The following is a 14997-nucleotide window of genomic DNA, read 5'->3' on the forward strand; positions in this document are numbered from 1 at the left end:
ACGCTACGCTTACCGGGGCGACAAAACAGCCCAGGCCGGATAAGCACAGCGTATCCGGCTTTTTTACATGGAGGGGATGATGAAAAGAGTATTTCTCGCAGGTGCAGCCCTGCTCATGAGCGCCAGCGCGCTGGCCGACGAGTGCGACAACGCGACCACCCAGCTTGAACTGAACACCTGTAGCGCGCAGCAGTACCAGGCCGCCGATAAAAAGCTCAACGAGACGTATCAGGCCGCCATCAAACGTGCGCCAGCGCCTCAGCGCGATCTGCTGAAAAAGGCGCAGCAGGCGTGGATTAGCCTGCGCGATGCGGACTGTGCGTTTATCGGTTCGGGTACGGAAGGCGGGAGCGTTCAGCCAATGATCGTTAACCAGTGTCTGGCGGAGAAAACCGCGGAGCGCGAAGCGTTTCTGGCCACGCTGATGCAGTGTGAAGAGGGCGACTTAAGCTGCCCTCTTCCGCCGGGGAACTAGCGCACGCGGATCCCTTCGATAATCATCCGCTGTACGTTTTCCAGGGTGCTCTGGAAAAACGCCTCGTCCTGGAGCGTTTTACCGGTCACCGCCTCGACCTGGGCCGCGAAGTCAGCGTAGTGCTGGGTTGAGGCCCAAATCATGAAGATCAGATGATGCGGATCGACGGGCGCCAGTTTTCCGCTGGCGACCCATCCGGCAATAATGGCTGATTTATCGTCCACCAGCTGCTTTAGATCTCCCGTCAGCTCCGCCTGCAACAGCGGCGCGCCCTGCAACATCTCCAGACAGAACAGCCTTGATGCCTGCGGGTAATCACGCGACACCTCCAGCTTCAGGCGTATGTACTCCTCTATCGCCACCAGCGGGGCCAGCTCTTCGCGAAATGCTTTAAGTGGTGCGAGCCAGATATCGAGGATCTGCTGCATCACCGCCACATACAGCGCCTCTTTCGACGGGTAGTAGTAGAGCAGATTGGTCTTGGACACCCCGGCCTGCTCGGCCACCTGCTCAAGGCGCGTGCCGTGAATACCAAACTGCGAAAATGTCTCCAGCGCGGCGCTGAGGATGGCCTGTTTCTTGGCGCTCACCGCCTGCGAACGTTTACCGGGTGTTTTCACTGCGCCTTGTGTCATTTTCGCTCTCCATTTTTTGTCCTGCGCTCAGCATAGCAAAACCCCCGTCTCGCCACGACCTTCTGCACCCTCAGCGCGCATGAGTGCCTGTTTTCTGTGCAATGATTTTGACCATCCAGTCCACATTTTCGCTGTTAATTTTTACAACCGTCATTTAACACCTTAATAACAAAGTAATTTTCAAAACTGGCACTCCCTTTGCAAAAACACCGTGACACCTGCGACGTAATGAAGAGAGGTTCGTGATGAAAATTGGCGTATTTGTACCGATCGGCAACAACGGCTGGCTTATCTCGACCACTGCCCCGCAATACATGCCGACCTTTGAGCTGAATAAAGCCATCGTGCAGAAAGCGGAGCACTACCACTTCGACTTTGCGCTCTCGATGATCAAGCTGCGCGGTTTCGGCGGTAAGACCGAATTCTGGGACCACAACCTGGAGTCCTTTACCCTGATGGCGGGCCTGGCGGCAGTAACCTCGCGCATCCAGATTTACGCCACCGCCGCCACCCTTACCCTTCCCCCGGCGATCGTGGCGCGGATGGCCTCCACCATCGACTCCATCTCCGGCGGGCGCTTTGGCGTTAACCTGGTCACCGGCTGGCAAAAGCCGGAGTACGAGCAGATGGGGCTCTGGCCGGGGGACGATTACTTCTCCCGTCGCTACGACTACCTGACTGAATATGTGCAGGTGCTGCGCGATCTGTGGGGCACCGGCAAAAGCGATTTCAAAGGCGACTTCTTCACCATGAACGACTGCCGCGTCAGCCCGCAGCCGTCGGTGCCGATGAAGGTGATATGCGCCGGACAGAGCGACGCGGGAATGGAATTCTCGGCGAAATACGCCGACTTCAACTTCTGCTTCGGCAAAGGCGTTAACACCCCGGCCGCCTTCGCGCCCACCGCGGCACGCATGAAAGCGGCCGCCGACAAAACCGGGCGCGACGTGGGCTCCTACGTGCTGTTTATGGTGATTGCCGACGAAACCGACGACGCCGCGCGCGCCAAATGGGAACGATACAAGGACGGCGCGGATGACGAAGCGCTGCGCTGGCTGACCGAGCAGAGCCAGAAGGATACCCACTCCGGCGCGGACACCAATGTGCGCCAGATGGCCGACCCGACGTCTGCCGTCAATATCAACATGGGCACCCTGGTTGGCTCGTATGCCAGCGTCGCCAGAATGCTCGACGAAGTGGCTGCCGTGCCCGGCGCCGAAGGCGTACTGCTGACCTTCGATGATTTTCTCACCGGCGTGGAAACCTTCGGCGAGCGCATCCAGCCGCTGATGCAGTGCCGCGCCCACATCCCTGCCGTGACGAAGGAGGTGGCGTAATGACGACCCTCAACGCTCGCCCGGAAGCCATTACCTTTGACGCGCAGCGCAGCGCGCTGATCGTGGTAGACATGCAAAACGCCTATGCCAGTAAAGGCGGGTATCTGGATCTGGCCGGGTTTGACGTCTCCACCACGCAGCCGGTGATTGAGAATATCAAAACCGCCGTGAGCACCGCGCGTGCTGCGGGCATGCTGATCGTCTGGTTCCAGAACGGCTGGGACGACCAGTACGTCGAGGCTGGCGGTCCCGGCTCACCCAACTTTCACAAATCCAACGCCCTGAAAACCATGCGCCAACGGCCCGAACTCCAGGGCACGCTGCTGGCGAAAGGCGGCTGGGATTATCAGCTGGTGGATGAGCTGGTACCGGAACCCGGCGATATCGTGCTGCCGAAACCGCGCTACAGCGGCTTTTTCAATACCCCGCTCGACAGCCTGCTGCGCAGCCGGGGCATTCGTCATCTGGTCTTTACGGGCATAGCCACCAACGTGTGCGTGGAGTCGACCCTGCGCGACGGCTTTTTCCTCGAGTATTTTGGGGTGGTGCTGGAAGACGCCACCCATCAGGCCGGACCGGATTTTGCCCAGAAAGCCGCCCTGTTCAATATCGAAACCTTTTTTGGCTGGGTCAGTAACGTCAATGATTTCTGCGACGCGCTGACGCCGCCGCTCGCCCGCATCGCCTGAGGAGAACCGCTATGCCGAAATCCGTGATTATTCCGCCGGGCACCAGCACCCCGATTGCCCCGTTTGTCCCCGGCACCCTCGCTGACGGCGTTGTGTATGTCTCGGGCACGCTGCCGTTTGATAAAGATAACAACGTGGTGTTTATCGATGACCCAAAGGCGCAAACCCGCCACGTGCTGGAGACGATCAAAACCGTGATCGAAACGGCGGGTGGGACGATGGAGGACGTGACCTTCAACAGCATCTTTATCACCGACTGGAAAAACTACGCCGCGATTAACGAAATCTACGCGGAGTTTTTCCCCGGCGATAAACCGGCGCGGTTTTGCATCCAGTGCGGGCTGGTAAAGCCCGAAGCGCTGGTTGAAATTGCCACCGTTGCGCACATCGCGAAGTGAGGCGGCCATGAAACTGTCCATTTCACCGCCCCCCTTTGCGGGCGCGCCCGTGGTGGTACTGATTGCCGGGCTCGGCGGCAGCGGCAGCTACTGGCTGCCCCAGCTCGCCGTGCTGGGGCAGGAGTATCAGGTGGTGTGCTACGACCAGCGGGGCACGGGGAATAACCCGGATATCCTGCCGGAAGACTACACCCTCGCACACATGGCCGACGAGCTTGCACTGGCGTTAGCCGGGGCCGGGATCGCCCGTTACTGCGTGGTCGGCCACGCGCTGGGGGCGCTGGTCGGCCTGCGGCTGGCCATCGATAAGCCCGACGCCCTCACCGCGCTGGTCTGCGTCAACGGCTGGCTGACCCTCAATGCCCATACCCGCCGCTGTTTTGACGTTCGCGAACGTCTGCTGCATGCGGGCGGGGCGCAGGCGTGGGTAGAGGCACAGCCGTTGTTCCTCTACCCGGCAGACTGGATGGCCGCCCGCGCCCCGCGGCTGGAGGCCGAGGACGCGCTGGCGCTGGCCCATTTTCAGGGCAAAGCCAATCTGCTGCGCAGGCTGGATGCGCTGAAACAGGCCGATTTCAGCCGCCACGCTGCACGCGTTCGCTGCCCCGTGCAGATTATCTGTTCCACCGACGATCTGCTGGTGCCGTCCGTCTGCTCCGCTGAACTGCACGCCGCCCTCCCGCACGCCCGCAAAACGGTCATGCGCCAGGGCGGGCATGCCTGCAATGTGACCGAGCCGGACACCTTTAACACTTTGTTGCTGAACGGGCTTGCCAGCCTGCTGCACAGCCCAGAACCCGCTTTGTAAGGAGCTTGAATGAGCGAAGCCATCACGCCCGCCGCGCTGGAAACGCTGTTTACCGGCGCACGTACCCATAACGGCTGGCTGGATATACCGGTCAGTGACGAGACGCTGCGCGAGATTTATGACCTGATGAAATGGGGGCCGACGTCCGCCAACTGCTCCCCGGCGCGCATTGTGTTTGTGCGAAGCCCGGAAGGAAAAGAGAAGCTGCGCCCGGCGCTCTCCAGCGGCAACCTTGAGAAAACGCTCACTGCCCCGGTCACGGCGATTGTCGCCTGGGACAGCGAGTTTTATGAGCGCCTGCCTGAACTGTTCCCGCACGGCGATGCCAGAAGCTGGTTTACCGCAAGCCCCGCGCTGGCGGAAGAGACCGCCTTTCGCAACAGCTCAATGCAGGCCGCGTACCTGATTTTCGCCTGCCGCGCGCTCGGGCTGGACACCGGGCCGATGTCCGGTTTTGACCGGGAAAAAGTGGACGCGGCCTTTTTCACGGGAACGCTGCTCAAAAGCAACCTGCTGATCAACATCGGCTACGGCGATGCGACCAAACTGTACGGACGCCTGCCGCGTCTGGCCTTTGACGATGCCTGCGGGCTGGCGTAAGGAGCGAACGTGATGACACCGGATAAACAAACCTTTCGCGACGCTATGGCCTGCGTCGGCGCAGCGGTCAATATCATCACCACCGACGGCCCGGCGGGAATGGCGGGCTTCACCGCCAGCGCGGTATGCAGCGTTACGGATTCCCCGCCTACCCTGCTGGTGTGCCTGAACCGCGGCGCGTCGGTCTGGCCGATTTTCAGCGAGAACCGCACCCTGTGCGTTAACACGCTGAGTGCCGGACAGGAGCCGTTATCCAACCTGTTTGGCGGGAAAACGCCGATGGCGGAACGCTTTGCCGCTGCCCGCTGGCAGACAGGCGACACGGGCTGCCCGCGTCTGGAAAATGCGCTGGCCTCGTTCGACTGCCGCATCAGCCAGGTGGTGAGCGTTGGCACTCACGACATTCTGTTTTGCGACATTGTATCCATCGTACGCCACCCGGCGCCGCAAGGGCTGGTGTGGTTCGACCGCGGCTATCACGCGCTTATGCGACCCGCCTGTTAATCCGCATTCAGGAGACAGATCATGTTCGGACTTCCCCACTGGCAGTTGAAATCGACCTCCACAGAAGCAGGCGTGGTCGCGCCGGATGAAAGGCTCCCGCTCGGGCAGACCATGGTGATGGGCGTGCAGCATGCGGTCGCGATGTTTGGGGCGACGGTGCTGATGCCCATGCTGATGGGGCTGGATCCTAACCTCGCCATTTTGATGTCGGGTATGGGTACCCTGCTGTTCTTTTTTGTCACCGGCGGGCGTGTGCCCAGCTATCTGGGCTCCAGCGCCGCCTTCGTTGGGGTAGTCATTGCAGCGACTGGGTTTAACGGTCAGGGTATTAACCCCAACCTGAGCGTGGCCCTCGGCGGTATTATCGCCTGTGGGCTGGTCTACACCCTGACCGGTCTGGTGGTGATGAAAGTCGGCACGCGCTGGATCGAGCGGATGATGCCCCCCGTCGTCACCGGGGCGGTGGTGATGGCGATAGGCCTGAACCTCGCGCCGATTGCGGTGAAGAGCGTTTCCGGCTCACCGTTTGAAAGCTGGATGGCGGTGATTACGGTGCTGTGCATCGGCGTGGTGGCGGTCTTTACGCGCGGCATGATCCAGCGGCTGCTGATCCTGGTCGGGCTGATTGCGGCCTGTCTGGTCTACGCGCTGCTGGCGAACGTGTTCGGCCTCGGCAAACCGGTTGATTTCACACTGATTCACCAGGCCGCCTGGTTCGGCCTGCCGCAGATGACCTCACCCACCTTTAACGCTCAGGCGATGATGCTCATCGCGCCTGTCGCGGTGATTCTGGTGGCTGAAAACCTGGGCCACCTGAAAGCCGTAGCGGGAATGACCGGGCGCAATATGGATCCGTATATGGGGCGGGCGTTTGTGGGAGACGGACTGGCGACCATGCTCTCCGGCTCGGTCGGCGGCAGCGGCGTGACGACCTACGCGGAAAACATCGGCGTGATGGCAGTGACCAAAGTCTACTCGACGCTGGTCTTCGTGGCGGCGGCGGTGATGGCGATGCTGCTCGGCTTTTCCCCAAAATTCGGCGCATTGATCCACACCATCCCGGCACCCGTGATTGGCGGCGCCTCGATTGTGGTATTTGGTCTGATTGCCGTCGCGGGGGCACGTATCTGGGTGCAGAATCATGTTGATCTGAGCCAGAACGGTAACCTGATCATGGTGGCGGTGACGCTGGTGCTGGGGGCGGGTGATTTCGCCCTGACGCTGGGCGGGTTTACGGTGGGCGGGATTGGCACGGCGACCTTCGGCGCGATCCTGCTCAATGCTCTGCTGAGCCGCCGGAAAAGGGATGTACCGCAAGGAAAAGCCATCACCCCCTCCACCTGAAATACGTGCCGTTTTCTTGCCGGGTGACGCTACGCTTACCCGGCCTACAATTGGCAAGTAGGCCCGCGCAAGCGAAGCGCCGCCGGGCTAAACGGGCAGGGTGCGCGTTGTTAGCTATCTGCCCCTTGTTCAGCACTCAATCCGGCAGTCGCCTTACGTCGTTTTTTTAACTTCAACTCGCTCACCAGCACCCCGGCGATAATAAACGCCGCACCTACCAGCGCCAGCAGCGGCAGACGCTCCCCGGCGAGTCGCCCGAAAATACCCGCCCACACCGGTTCACCGGTATAAATGACCGTCGCCCGTGTCGGGGATACGCTGCGCTGCGCCCAGTTCATGGTGACCTGGATAATGGCGCTGAAAATGCCCAGCCCCAGCGCCACGACGATAAGCCCGGTAGACATCGGCGGGACGGACTCCCCTGCCGGCACCATCGTCGCGAACGCCACCAGCGACGCGGTGGCAAGCTGCACCACCGTCACCCGCTTGACGTCCACTTTTCCTGCCCAGGCGCTAATCAGGATAATTTCTGCCGCAATGGCGACGGCCCCCACCAGAGTGATGATCTCCCCCGGCCCCAGCGCCAGCGCCAGCGCCAGCAGATTATTTTCCGGCCCGGCTAATAAAATAAGGCCGATGAACGCCAGCACGATGCCAATGCACGACATCAGGCCCGGCATTCTGCCGAGGCACAGCCATTGCAACAGTGGCACCAGCGGTACGTACATGGCGGTGATGAAGGCGGATTTACTGCTGGAGATAGACTGGAGCCCCCACGTTTGCAGGCTGTAGCCCATGGCAATCGCCACGCCAATGGCGACACCCGCTTTAAGCTCTCTCAGGGTCAACCCGCGCAGGGTCTTCAGCGAAATAAGCGCCACGGCAATCGCCGCGGTTGCAAAGCGCAGCCCTACAAAGAAAAACGGATCGCTCATCGTGACCGCGTACTGAACGGCAAGAAAGGTTCCGCCCCAGAACATGGTGATCAAAATCAGGATGGCTTCCTGAGGCTTAATGGAGAAGGTAAAACGGGAAACGGACATGGGACACCAGCACGAAGAATCAATCCTGTAGTGTGCGATGCCTTTGATGACAGTTCAATGTAGCAGACATAAAAAAACCGCCGGGAAACCCGGCGGCAGGGAGTTAACCCGGCGTACTACTTGTTGCTGCCGTGGCTATTTTTACCCCCTTTTTTACCAGCCTCTGATGCGCGCTGAGGGTCATTTTTAAAGTTGCCCCCGCTAGACTGGCCACCTTTACGACCTGCTTCTGATGCTCTTTCACGGTCTTCAGCGAAATTACCTGAACCACCACGATGGTTTGCCATCTCTAACCTCCAGAGTGTGAAACATTAGACATCATATTGCATTCAGTAAAAGAGGATTCTTTCACCTCGCGGCTCAAGGACAGTGCCTTTATCTGTGCCGCGTGAAACTAAGCTTAGTGTAATGCGGCTATCCGGCAAGCGAGAGGTAATATTCTGCAACATGATCTCAGCCTTTCGTATGAAATATCGGGGAAGTCATTCATAAGCCGTTCTTATATTTTGAAAAATCCGCGCCGCGAAAGTTGTTTCATTTTGCTACAAGGCGCGTATCCAAAAGATATTGTTATATATCAAAGAAATGCCGTTCATTTTTGCAGTCTGGCTGTGATGTCATATCTTTAAAGGAACGCAGCGATCCGCTGTAAGAAAAACCAACGAGGAGTGATGCAAAATGGCAAAAGTTCTGGTGCTCTATTATTCCATGTATGGACACATTGAAACCATGGCTCACGCAGTAGCAGAAGGCGCAAACAAAGTAGACGGCGTTGAGGTCGTGGTTAAACGCGTACCGGAAACCATGCAGGCGGAAGCCTTCGCCAAAGCCGGGGGGAAAACACAAAACGCCCCGGTCGCCACCCCGCAGGAGCTCGCGGACTATGATGCCATTATCTTCGGCACCCCGACCCGCTTCGGCAATATGTCCGGCCAGATGCGCACCTTCCTCGACCAGACGGGCGGGCTCTGGGCCTCCGGCGCGTTATACGGCAAGCTGGCCAGCGTGTTCAGCTCTACCGGCACGGGCGGCGGCCAGGAGCAGACGATCACCTCCACCTGGACTACCCTTGCCCATCATGGGATGGTGATTGTGCCGATTGGCTACGGCGCGCAGGAACTGTTCGATGTTTCCCAGGTTCGTGGCGGGACACCGTATGGCGCGACAACCATTGCCGGTGGGGATGGTTCACGTCAGCCAAGCAATGAAGAACTTTCTATCGCCCGCTATCAGGGTGAATACGTCGCGGGTCTTGCCAAAAAACTGAACGGCTAACCCAACAGGAGGACAAGTATGCCAACTCAAGAATCCAAAGCTCACCACGTGGGCGAATGGGCAAGTTTACGCAATACCTCTCCGGAGATTGCCGAAGCCATCTTTGAAGTCGCCAATTATGACGAAAAGCTGGCTGAGCAGATTTGGGAAGAAGGCAACGATGAAGTGCTGGTTCGCGCCTTCGAAAAAACCGACAAAGACTCGCTGTTCTGGGGCGAGCAAACCATCGAACGTAAAAACGTCTGAACGTTCCCCCCGCCCGCGCGGGGGGTTATCTTCTATTTCGCCGCGTTATTCATCACCGCATTGAATTTATCGACAGGACAGAAGCCGTTGCCATCCACCGGACAGCCCTTCAGTTCCAGCGTCACGCGCTGCGCAGGGGATTGCAGCGACAGTACGCTGGCGTTACGTAACTGCTCTGAACTCTGGTAGACATACTCAATTTTCATCAGCTCCTGATTAGTGTTTTTGTCATGCCAGCGCTGGAAGACAATTTTACCGCCAATCGGGGTGCGTTCCTGCTGGTCGTGCAACTGGTAAGGCCTGAAGTCCAGCGCGGTCAGCAGCGAGGCGATGTTTGAGTCGTGCCCCACCAGCAGGGTGATTTTTGGCGCTTTTGCCTGGTCGGTCACCAGCGCTTTATCAATGTACTTCACCAGCGGTTTAGCCACGTTCTGCGCCACCTCCGTCGACGTAAACAGCGAGTCCTGATAGCCGTTTTTCAGCTTCGACAGCACGCGCCACTGCTGATCGGTTTTGATTTCCCCCCAGGCCACCTGGTCTGTCGGGAAGCCTTCGTAATACTGAAGCGTAAACGCATCCACCAGCGAGTTACCCACCTTCAGCGGCCCGGAGACGCCCGGCTCTTTTTCATAATCGGCGCTGAACGTATCTTTCGCCTCCGTCAGGGAGCAGACTTTTTTCTCCTTGCAGGACGGCGAGTCGCTGTAGTTTGTCAGCTGTTCCAGCAGTTTGTAGCTTTCATCCAGCTGCATTTTCTGCCGTTCCGTCTCCATCGCTTTCAGCGCTTTCTCGCGAAACTCAGGGGAGTTATCGGTAATGACCGGATTGAAGGTGGGGTCCATGGTGCCCATTTTTTCCTGGTGATGCACAGGAACATCGCACCCCGGGAACGCGCCGGTGATAAAGAACTGCGCGGTCGCCACGGTGCGCTGGAGGCTGTTGGCGTAGGCATAGACGGTATCCGCTGGCGGGCATTCACCCGTCTTCACCATCCCCTGCTCTGCCAGCCACTCGCGCATATAGTGACCCATATACACTTCCAGTACGCCACCTTTGGTGGTGAGCTGTCCACCCGGGACGTCCCACTCCGGCCACTGCTTCGGCGTGGACTGCTCCAGCACGCTGCCGTTATTGGCAAGCGGCGCGCGCAGGTTGTGGCGGCTCATGATGAGCACCTGTTCCAGCTGATAGCCATCCGGCGTGTCCTGCGCCTGTGCGCCAAAGGTCACGGAAAGGGTACCTGCCACGGCAACTGCGAGTAGTGCTTTTCTCATCCCTAATTCCTCACACGTTTTTAATGTCGCCCTGAGTGTGACAGATCCGTGACAGGTTTTTCGGGAAGCATTTCTCAAACTGATGATTAACGTGCTTACGGCGTGTGCCGATGAGTTTTATAAAAAAACCATACCCCACCGGAGAATTCGCTGTGAAACGTACCCGCCTTGAAGAGAGCACCTGCCCCGTCGCCCGTTCGCTGGATATTATCGGCGACTGGTGGTCGCTGCTGATTGTTCGCGACGCGCTACGGAGCGGCGCGCCTTGAGCTGTTCAACAGTGCGCGCACCGGCATTCTGGCACCGCGCTACGTAAAACAGTAGCCTAACGCTGGAGCTGGTCGCCGTATTCGCTCATCCAGGCGGCCAGCGGCGAGAGTGCGTCCTGAAGGGTTAGCCCCAGCTCGGTGATCTGATATTCCACGCGTGGCGGGATCTCCGGGTAGACCGTTCGCGTCACCAGCCCGCGCTGCTCAAACAGGCGCAGCTGCTTCGTCAGCTCTTTCTGGGTGATGGGGGCAGCAGCACGCAGCAGATCGCCAAAGCGAACGGGCGTATTGAACACAATCAGGCGATAGAGAATGGGGATCGCCCACTTACCGGAAATCAGGTTCACAAACTGCGTCATCGGGCAGGTATACGCCTCAGATTTTTTTTCGCAGCACGTTTCCAGCATCTCTGCCATTTCACACCTCTTGCCTCTTTAGTATCCATTTGGTACCTGGTTTCCTTTCGATACTAACGTTTCTATAGTGCTTTCTCCAGAGACATTTCAGGAGAAGAACATGGGTCGTTTAACCGATAAGTGTACGTTGATTACCGGCGGCACCAGCGGTATCGGTCTCGCCACCGCGCAGGCGTTTATCGCCGAAGGGGCGCGCGTCGCCGTGACCGGACGCAACCCGGACACCCTCGCCGAAGCAGAGCGCATTCTGGGCGATAAGGCCTGGGTGATCCCAACCGACGCAGGCGATATTTCGTCGCAAAAAGCGCTGGCGGAGACCCTCGCCGCCCGCTGGCCGCGCCTGGATGCGGTCTTTCTCAATGCCGGTGACGTGACGCACGCGCCGCTGGAAGCCTGGCAGGAAGAGGCCTGGGACCGTCTGATGAACATCAACCTGAAGGGACCGTTCTTTTTAATTCAGGCGCTGCTGCCGCTGCTGAATAACCCGTCCTCGGTGATCCTCTGCGGCTCCGTGAGCGCGCGCATCGGCCTGCCCACCAGCAGCGTGTATGCCGCGAGCAAGGCCGCCCTGCTGTCGCTGGCGCGCACGCTGTCGGCGGAGCTGCTGCCGCGCGGGATCCGCGTCAACGGCCTGAGCCCCGGTCCGGTGGAAACCCCGGCGTTCACGAAAACGGGCTTAAGCGACGAGGCGCTTAACGCGATGATGGCGGACATCATCAAGCTGGTGCCGCTGGGCAGAATGGGCTCGACGACCGAGCTGGCAAAAGCCGCGCTCTATCTGGCGTCCGACGAGTCGAGCTACACGGTAGGAACGGAACTGCTGGTGGACGGCGGAATGGGGAGCCTGTAATTTTATAAGGCGCTGATGCCAGTGACCGCACCGACATACAGCGCCGCCCACGCACAGGCGGAAAGCAGGCTGACGGCGTAGACCTTGACGGCGTTCAGTCTGAGCATCCCGGCCGCCAGCGGGACAATGTAACGCAACACCGCCAGGAAGCGCGACGTAAAAAGCACGATGACCCCGTTCTTTTGCAGCTGGTGCTGGACCCGCAGGAACTTATTGGCATGCTTTGAGGTGAAGCGCGTGACCATCCGGGTATGCCCCATCAGCTGGCCGATATGGTAATTCAGCATCGAACCTGCCGTTGCCCCCATCACTACGGCGAGCCACGTCAGCGCAGGATGCATGCTCCCCTGGCTGACGGTAATACCCGCCAGCAGCATCACCGACGCAGGCGGCAGCACGGAGGAGATCAGCACCGTCGATTTGCTCAGCGCCATCACGAATAACAGCGCGAACAGATGTGCCGGATACAGCGCAAAATGATTCAGCAGGTTATCAACCCATGCCATTTTCCCCTCCACCGTTAATAATTTAATTCTCCATTTAAAATGAATAACCTTAAATAAACCCTCAACATTTTATGAATAAGATTTATCTAAACCGTTCTTAAACATTATTTAATTTTCTGAGCGCTAAATTTAAACAGGCGTATTATCCCTCTCGTTTTACAACGATCTCGTTATGGCGAGGCTCCTGTACAAATACACGTTATCGCTCTGGTGGGTTCGAGAGAACCGGCACAGGGTAAAACAGGCACTGTCGAATCAAGGCTTTGTCAGTATAACTTCCCTTGTGGGATACGGTGTACAGTGCTGAACCCAGGACGTGGGGATCTCCTTTCCGACATGCCCTGTCTTGCTCGCCCCTGAGAGATTTTATTATTCAAAGGGAATTTACTATGTCTTACGCTATTCACAACCAAAACCTGGCTTTTAATGACAGCGCCATCGCGCAATATATGAATACCGATTTTATCGTTATCGATATTTCATTATGCGTAGCTCTGGCACGCGAGCAGTTCTTTGAAAAATTAAAAGATGATGATATTCCGTCGCATATTTTTATCGAAGATAACGGTCGCCTCGCGGGTTTAATCGCCGTACGCAAATTATTGCAGGCCACGGATACCGTGCAGCCTGTTAAGGGGTTGATGATATCGGATTTTATTCAGCTCAAACCGGAAGATGAGCGGGCGGATGTCGCCGGGCTGCTGGCGCACGCGGGTGCGGATGTGGTGCCGGTGGTGACCCACGGTAAGCTGGTGGGCTGCCTTACCGAGCGTGAAATCGCCCATCTGCTGGAAGATGACGTTACTGAAGATGCCCAGCTTCAGGGGGCGACGCTGCCGCTGGAGAAACCCTATCTGGAAACCAGCGCCTTCAGCCTGTGGAAGAAACGCTCCGTCTGGCTGCTGCTGCTGTTTGTTGCGGAAGCGTATACCAGTTCGGTGATCCAGCATTTTGAAGAGGCACTGGAATCTGCCATCGCGCTGGCGTTTTTTATTCCGCTGCTGATTGGCACCGGCGGAAACAGCGGGACGCAGATCACCTCGACGCTGGTGCGCGCCATGGCGCTGGGTGAGGTCCACCTTCGCGATGTGGGTCGCGTGCTGCGCAAAGAGATCAGCACCTCGTTCATGATTGCCGCCACGCTGGGTCTGGCGGGCTGCGTTCGCGCCTGGATGATGGGCATTGGGATGGAAATCACGCTCATCGTCAGCCTGACGCTGGTCTGCATTACGCTGTGGAGCGCCATCGTCTCGTCGGTGATCCCGATGGTACTGAAACGCTGCAAAATCGACCCGGCGGTGGTCTCCGCGCCGTTTATCGCCACGCTCATCGACGGCACCGGGCTGATTATCTACTTCAAAATCGCGCAGTATACGCTGGGGCTGGAATAACGAAAAAACCCTGCGATATTGCTATCGCAGGGTTTTCGAATTTGGCGGAAGCGTAGAGATTCGAACTCTAGAACCCTTTCGGGTCGCCGGTTTTCAAGACCGGTGCCTTCAACCGCTCGGCCACGCTTCCAAAGTGAGGCGCACTATAAACATCTCTGAGCATGATGTAAAGCACGAAATTGCATAACGTTACACGTCTTGCGTCGTCCCCTACCGCCCCGCTGATTTCTTCGTCATCGGCTGGCTAAAATGTAAACATTTATTTTTACATTCATAACGTTTATTAGATTCGCAGGTGGTCATTTAGACTCTTTTTCGTACAACACCCATTAACCGTGGATCACTGCGATAAGAAATTAGCCATGACTTTATTTAACGACGATTATGAATTTTTTATTTATCAGTGATAACTACTACCTTTGCCAGGGCGTATCAAGCGCCCTGACATCGACCCATTTGATTCGCGATGACGCGGATATTCACGTCCTTGATGGGGTCGATCACGCGATGGATTTTATCATTGCGATTGAACAGGATAAGTTACGCAATAAAACCATTCGGCAGGTCAAAAAAGTTAAGCGTGATTACATTGTCCTGATGCATGAGATAGAAGCCAACCGTGCGGTGAGAATCGATAATATTATCTATTCGTCGATGCATTTTACTGCTCACCCTTTTCAGCAGCTGATGCGTTTTTATCGGGCGCTCAGAACACACTCTTTTACGCGACGCGAGTATGACGTGCTGAAGCTGTTTCATTTGGAAAACCATGAGATCGCGAAAAAGCTGCAACTGTCACAAAAAACGACCAGCACCTACCGCGTGAGGATCCTCGAGAAATTAAATATGCGCTCAAAAAACATTCTGGCGATGACCCGTGTAAAATCGGCAATCGTCGATCAGAAGCTGTGACATTTTGCCTGACCACGGGAAAACC

19 protein-coding genes, 1 tRNA gene, 1 pseudogene and 1 riboswitch are annotated in these 14997 nt (G+C 57.5%); of the genes and pseudogenes, 14 read left to right on the plus strand and 7 right to left on the minus strand.

Going from position 1 to position 14997, the window contains the following annotated elements; all coding sequences use genetic code 11:
* Window positions 1-79: 79 nt before the first annotated feature.
* A complete protein-coding gene (locus ACOTW6_RS06580; protein ID WP_213788835.1) occupies window positions 80-475 on the plus strand; it encodes a lysozyme inhibitor LprI family protein in 396 nt (131 codons plus the stop codon).
* On the opposite strand, the gene rutR is transcribed toward ACOTW6_RS06580, so the two are convergent.
* Complete coding sequence (gene rutR / locus ACOTW6_RS06585) at window positions 472-1110, minus strand: HTH-type transcriptional regulator RutR (RefSeq protein WP_023324433.1); 639 nt, start codon at window positions 1108-1110, stop codon at window positions 472-474. The genes ACOTW6_RS06580 and rutR overlap by 4 nt on opposite strands.
* A 245-nt stretch (window positions 1111-1355) precedes the next feature.
* Between rutR and rutA the strand changes: the two genes are divergently transcribed.
* The 7 genes from rutA to rutG are packed head-to-tail and all read left to right on the plus strand — an operon-like array spanning window position 1356 to window position 6790.
* Window positions 1356-2447 (plus strand): pyrimidine utilization protein A, encoded by a 1092-nt coding sequence (rutA, locus tag ACOTW6_RS06590; protein WP_213788609.1) that lies wholly within the window; start codon window positions 1356-1358, stop codon window positions 2445-2447.
* Complete coding sequence (rutB, locus tag ACOTW6_RS06595; protein WP_062932068.1) at window positions 2447-3136, plus strand: pyrimidine utilization protein B; 690 nt, start codon at window positions 2447-2449, stop codon at window positions 3134-3136. Before rutA ends, rutB begins: the two co-directional genes overlap by 1 nt.
* Window positions 3137-3147: 11 nt before the next feature.
* Window positions 3148-3534, plus strand: a complete 387-nt coding sequence (gene rutC, locus ACOTW6_RS06600) for a pyrimidine utilization protein C (protein WP_015570870.1) — start codon at window positions 3148-3150, stop codon at window positions 3532-3534.
* A 7-nt stretch (window positions 3535-3541) separates the two neighbouring features.
* Window positions 3542-4342, plus strand: a complete 801-nt coding sequence (gene rutD, locus ACOTW6_RS06605; protein WP_062932069.1) for a pyrimidine utilization protein D — start codon at window positions 3542-3544, stop codon at window positions 4340-4342.
* A gap of 9 nt (window positions 4343-4351) precedes the next feature.
* Entirely contained in the window at window positions 4352-4942 is a 591-nt protein-coding gene (locus ACOTW6_RS06610; protein ID WP_047052687.1) for a malonic semialdehyde reductase, read from the plus strand.
* A 12-nt stretch (window positions 4943-4954) separates the two neighbouring features.
* Window positions 4955-5446 carry an NADH-dependent FMN reductase RutF gene (rutF, locus tag ACOTW6_RS06615; protein ID WP_047726852.1) on the plus strand — a complete coding sequence of 164 codons (492 nt, stop codon included), beginning with the start codon at window positions 4955-4957 and terminating at the stop codon, window positions 5444-5446.
* A 21-nt stretch (window positions 5447-5467) separates the two neighbouring features.
* Window positions 5468-6790: a pyrimidine utilization transport protein G gene (rutG, locus tag ACOTW6_RS06620; protein ID WP_017384776.1), complete on the plus strand. Its 1323-nt coding sequence runs from the start codon at window positions 5468-5470 to the stop codon at window positions 6788-6790.
* A gap of 110 nt (window positions 6791-6900) precedes the next feature.
* Here rutG and ACOTW6_RS06625 read toward each other — a convergent pair whose 3' ends face one another.
* Window positions 6901-7833, minus strand: coding sequence for a DMT family transporter (locus ACOTW6_RS06625; RefSeq protein ID WP_062932070.1), 933 nt, complete (start codon window positions 7831-7833; stop codon window positions 6901-6903).
* A 116-nt stretch (window positions 7834-7949) separates the two neighbouring features.
* The gene (locus tag ACOTW6_RS06630) at window positions 7950-8120 is read right to left on the minus strand and encodes a general stress protein (protein ID WP_001273664.1); all 171 of its coding nucleotides are present in this window, start codon (window positions 8118-8120) and stop codon (window positions 7950-7952) included.
* A 391-nt stretch (window positions 8121-8511) separates the two neighbouring features.
* Here ACOTW6_RS06630 and wrbA point away from each other — a divergent pair, with 391 nt between their 5' ends.
* The gene (gene wrbA, locus ACOTW6_RS06635; RefSeq protein WP_003858109.1) at window positions 8512-9108 is read left to right on the plus strand and encodes an NAD(P)H:quinone oxidoreductase; all 597 of its coding nucleotides are present in this window, start codon (window positions 8512-8514) and stop codon (window positions 9106-9108) included.
* A gap of 18 nt (window positions 9109-9126) precedes the next feature.
* Window positions 9127-9354: a YccJ family protein gene (locus ACOTW6_RS06640; RefSeq protein ID WP_006809324.1), complete on the plus strand. Its 228-nt coding sequence runs from the start codon at window positions 9127-9129 to the stop codon at window positions 9352-9354.
* Window positions 9355-9386: 32 nt separating this feature from the next.
* On the opposite strand, the gene agp is transcribed toward ACOTW6_RS06640, so the two are convergent.
* Complete coding sequence (agp, locus tag ACOTW6_RS06645) at window positions 9387-10628, minus strand: bifunctional glucose-1-phosphatase/inositol phosphatase (protein WP_017693667.1); 1242 nt, start codon at window positions 10626-10628, stop codon at window positions 9387-9389.
* A 152-nt stretch (window positions 10629-10780) separates the two neighbouring features.
* Between agp and ACOTW6_RS06650 the strand changes: the two are divergent.
* A pseudogene (locus tag ACOTW6_RS06650) lies at window positions 10781-10882 on the plus strand (winged helix-turn-helix transcriptional regulator); the annotation flags it as partial.
* A 71-nt stretch (window positions 10883-10953) separates the two neighbouring features.
* On the opposite strand, the gene ACOTW6_RS06655 reads toward ACOTW6_RS06650, so the two are convergent.
* On the minus strand, window positions 10954-11313 hold the full coding sequence (locus tag ACOTW6_RS06655; RefSeq protein WP_059295308.1) for a winged helix-turn-helix transcriptional regulator: 360 nt from the start codon (window positions 11311-11313) through the stop codon (window positions 10954-10956).
* A gap of 100 nt (window positions 11314-11413) precedes the next feature.
* Between ACOTW6_RS06655 and ACOTW6_RS06660 the strand changes: the two genes are divergently transcribed.
* Window positions 11414-12163 carry an SDR family oxidoreductase gene (locus ACOTW6_RS06660; RefSeq protein ID WP_213788608.1) on the plus strand — a complete coding sequence of 250 codons (750 nt, stop codon included), beginning with the start codon at window positions 11414-11416 and terminating at the stop codon, window positions 12161-12163.
* A 2-nt stretch (window positions 12164-12165) separates the two neighbouring features.
* Here the strand turns inward: ACOTW6_RS06660 and ACOTW6_RS06665 are convergent, their stop codons facing one another.
* Window positions 12166-12669 (minus strand): DedA family protein, encoded by a 504-nt coding sequence (locus tag ACOTW6_RS06665; RefSeq protein ID WP_017693670.1) that lies wholly within the window; start codon window positions 12667-12669, stop codon window positions 12166-12168.
* A 159-nt stretch (window positions 12670-12828) separates the two neighbouring features.
* Window positions 12829-12998: riboswitch (M-box (ykoK) riboswitch) on the plus strand.
* Window positions 12999-13058: 60 nt separating this feature from the next.
* Here ACOTW6_RS06665 and ACOTW6_RS06670 point away from each other — a divergent pair.
* A complete protein-coding gene (locus tag ACOTW6_RS06670) occupies window positions 13059-14060 on the plus strand; it encodes a magnesium transporter (RefSeq protein WP_213788607.1) in 1002 nt (333 codons plus the stop codon).
* Between the two features lie 42 nt (window positions 14061-14102).
* Here the strand turns inward: ACOTW6_RS06670 and ACOTW6_RS06675 are convergent.
* Window positions 14103-14190, minus strand: a tRNA-Ser gene (locus ACOTW6_RS06675).
* Window positions 14191-14444: 254 nt separating this feature from the next.
* On the opposite strand from ACOTW6_RS06675, the gene ACOTW6_RS06680 reads away from it, so the two are divergent.
* Window positions 14445-14972 carry a LuxR C-terminal-related transcriptional regulator gene (locus ACOTW6_RS06680; RefSeq protein ID WP_213788606.1) on the plus strand — a complete coding sequence of 176 codons (528 nt, stop codon included), beginning with the start codon at window positions 14445-14447 and terminating at the stop codon, window positions 14970-14972.
* The last annotated feature ends 25 nt before the right edge of the window (window positions 14973-14997 follow it).

It is taken from the genome of Enterobacter cloacae complex sp. IR5403 (assembly GCF_049238705.1).
GTDB classification, from domain to species: Bacteria; Pseudomonadota; Gammaproteobacteria; order Enterobacterales; family Enterobacteriaceae; genus Enterobacter; species Enterobacter hormaechei_C.

Coding starts and splice junctions, on each gene's coding strand:
- rutG (WP_017384776.1), top strand. CDS start 5,468: ATGTTCGGACTTCCCCACTGGCAGTTGAAATCGACCTCCACAGAAGCA.
- ACOTW6_RS06610 (WP_047052687.1), top strand. CDS start 4,352: ATGAGCGAAGCCATCACGCCCGCCGCGCTGGAAACGCTGTTTACCGGC.
- rutR (WP_023324433.1), bottom strand. CDS start 1,110: ATGACACAAGGCGCAGTGAAAACACCCGGTAAACGTTCGCAGGCGGTG.
- rutB (WP_062932068.1), top strand. CDS start 2,447: ATGACGACCCTCAACGCTCGCCCGGAAGCCATTACCTTTGACGCGCAG.
- agp (WP_017693667.1), bottom strand. CDS start 10,628: ATGAGAAAAGCACTACTCGCAGTTGCCGTGGCAGGTACCCTTTCCGTG.
- ACOTW6_RS06660 (WP_213788608.1), top strand. CDS start 11,414: ATGGGTCGTTTAACCGATAAGTGTACGTTGATTACCGGCGGCACCAGC.
- rutD (WP_062932069.1), top strand. CDS start 3,542: ATGAAACTGTCCATTTCACCGCCCCCCTTTGCGGGCGCGCCCGTGGTG.
- ACOTW6_RS06630 (WP_001273664.1), bottom strand. CDS start 8,120: ATGGCAAACCATCGTGGTGGTTCAGGTAATTTCGCTGAAGACCGTGAA.
- ACOTW6_RS06625 (WP_062932070.1), bottom strand. CDS start 7,833: ATGTCCGTTTCCCGTTTTACCTTCTCCATTAAGCCTCAGGAAGCCATC.
- ACOTW6_RS06680 (WP_213788606.1), top strand. CDS start 14,445: ATGAATTTTTTATTTATCAGTGATAACTACTACCTTTGCCAGGGCGTA.
- ACOTW6_RS06640 (WP_006809324.1), top strand. CDS start 9,127: ATGCCAACTCAAGAATCCAAAGCTCACCACGTGGGCGAATGGGCAAGT.
- rutF (WP_047726852.1), top strand. CDS start 4,955: ATGACACCGGATAAACAAACCTTTCGCGACGCTATGGCCTGCGTCGGC.
- rutC (WP_015570870.1), top strand. CDS start 3,148: ATGCCGAAATCCGTGATTATTCCGCCGGGCACCAGCACCCCGATTGCC.
- ACOTW6_RS06655 (WP_059295308.1), bottom strand. CDS start 11,313: ATGGCAGAGATGCTGGAAACGTGCTGCGAAAAAAAATCTGAGGCGTAT.
- ACOTW6_RS06670 (WP_213788607.1), top strand. CDS start 13,059: ATGTCTTACGCTATTCACAACCAAAACCTGGCTTTTAATGACAGCGCC.
- ACOTW6_RS06665 (WP_017693670.1), bottom strand. CDS start 12,669: ATGGCATGGGTTGATAACCTGCTGAATCATTTTGCGCTGTATCCGGCA.
- rutA (WP_213788609.1), top strand. CDS start 1,356: ATGAAAATTGGCGTATTTGTACCGATCGGCAACAACGGCTGGCTTATC.
- ACOTW6_RS06580 (WP_213788835.1), top strand. CDS start 80: ATGAAAAGAGTATTTCTCGCAGGTGCAGCCCTGCTCATGAGCGCCAGC.
- wrbA (WP_003858109.1), top strand. CDS start 8,512: ATGGCAAAAGTTCTGGTGCTCTATTATTCCATGTATGGACACATTGAA.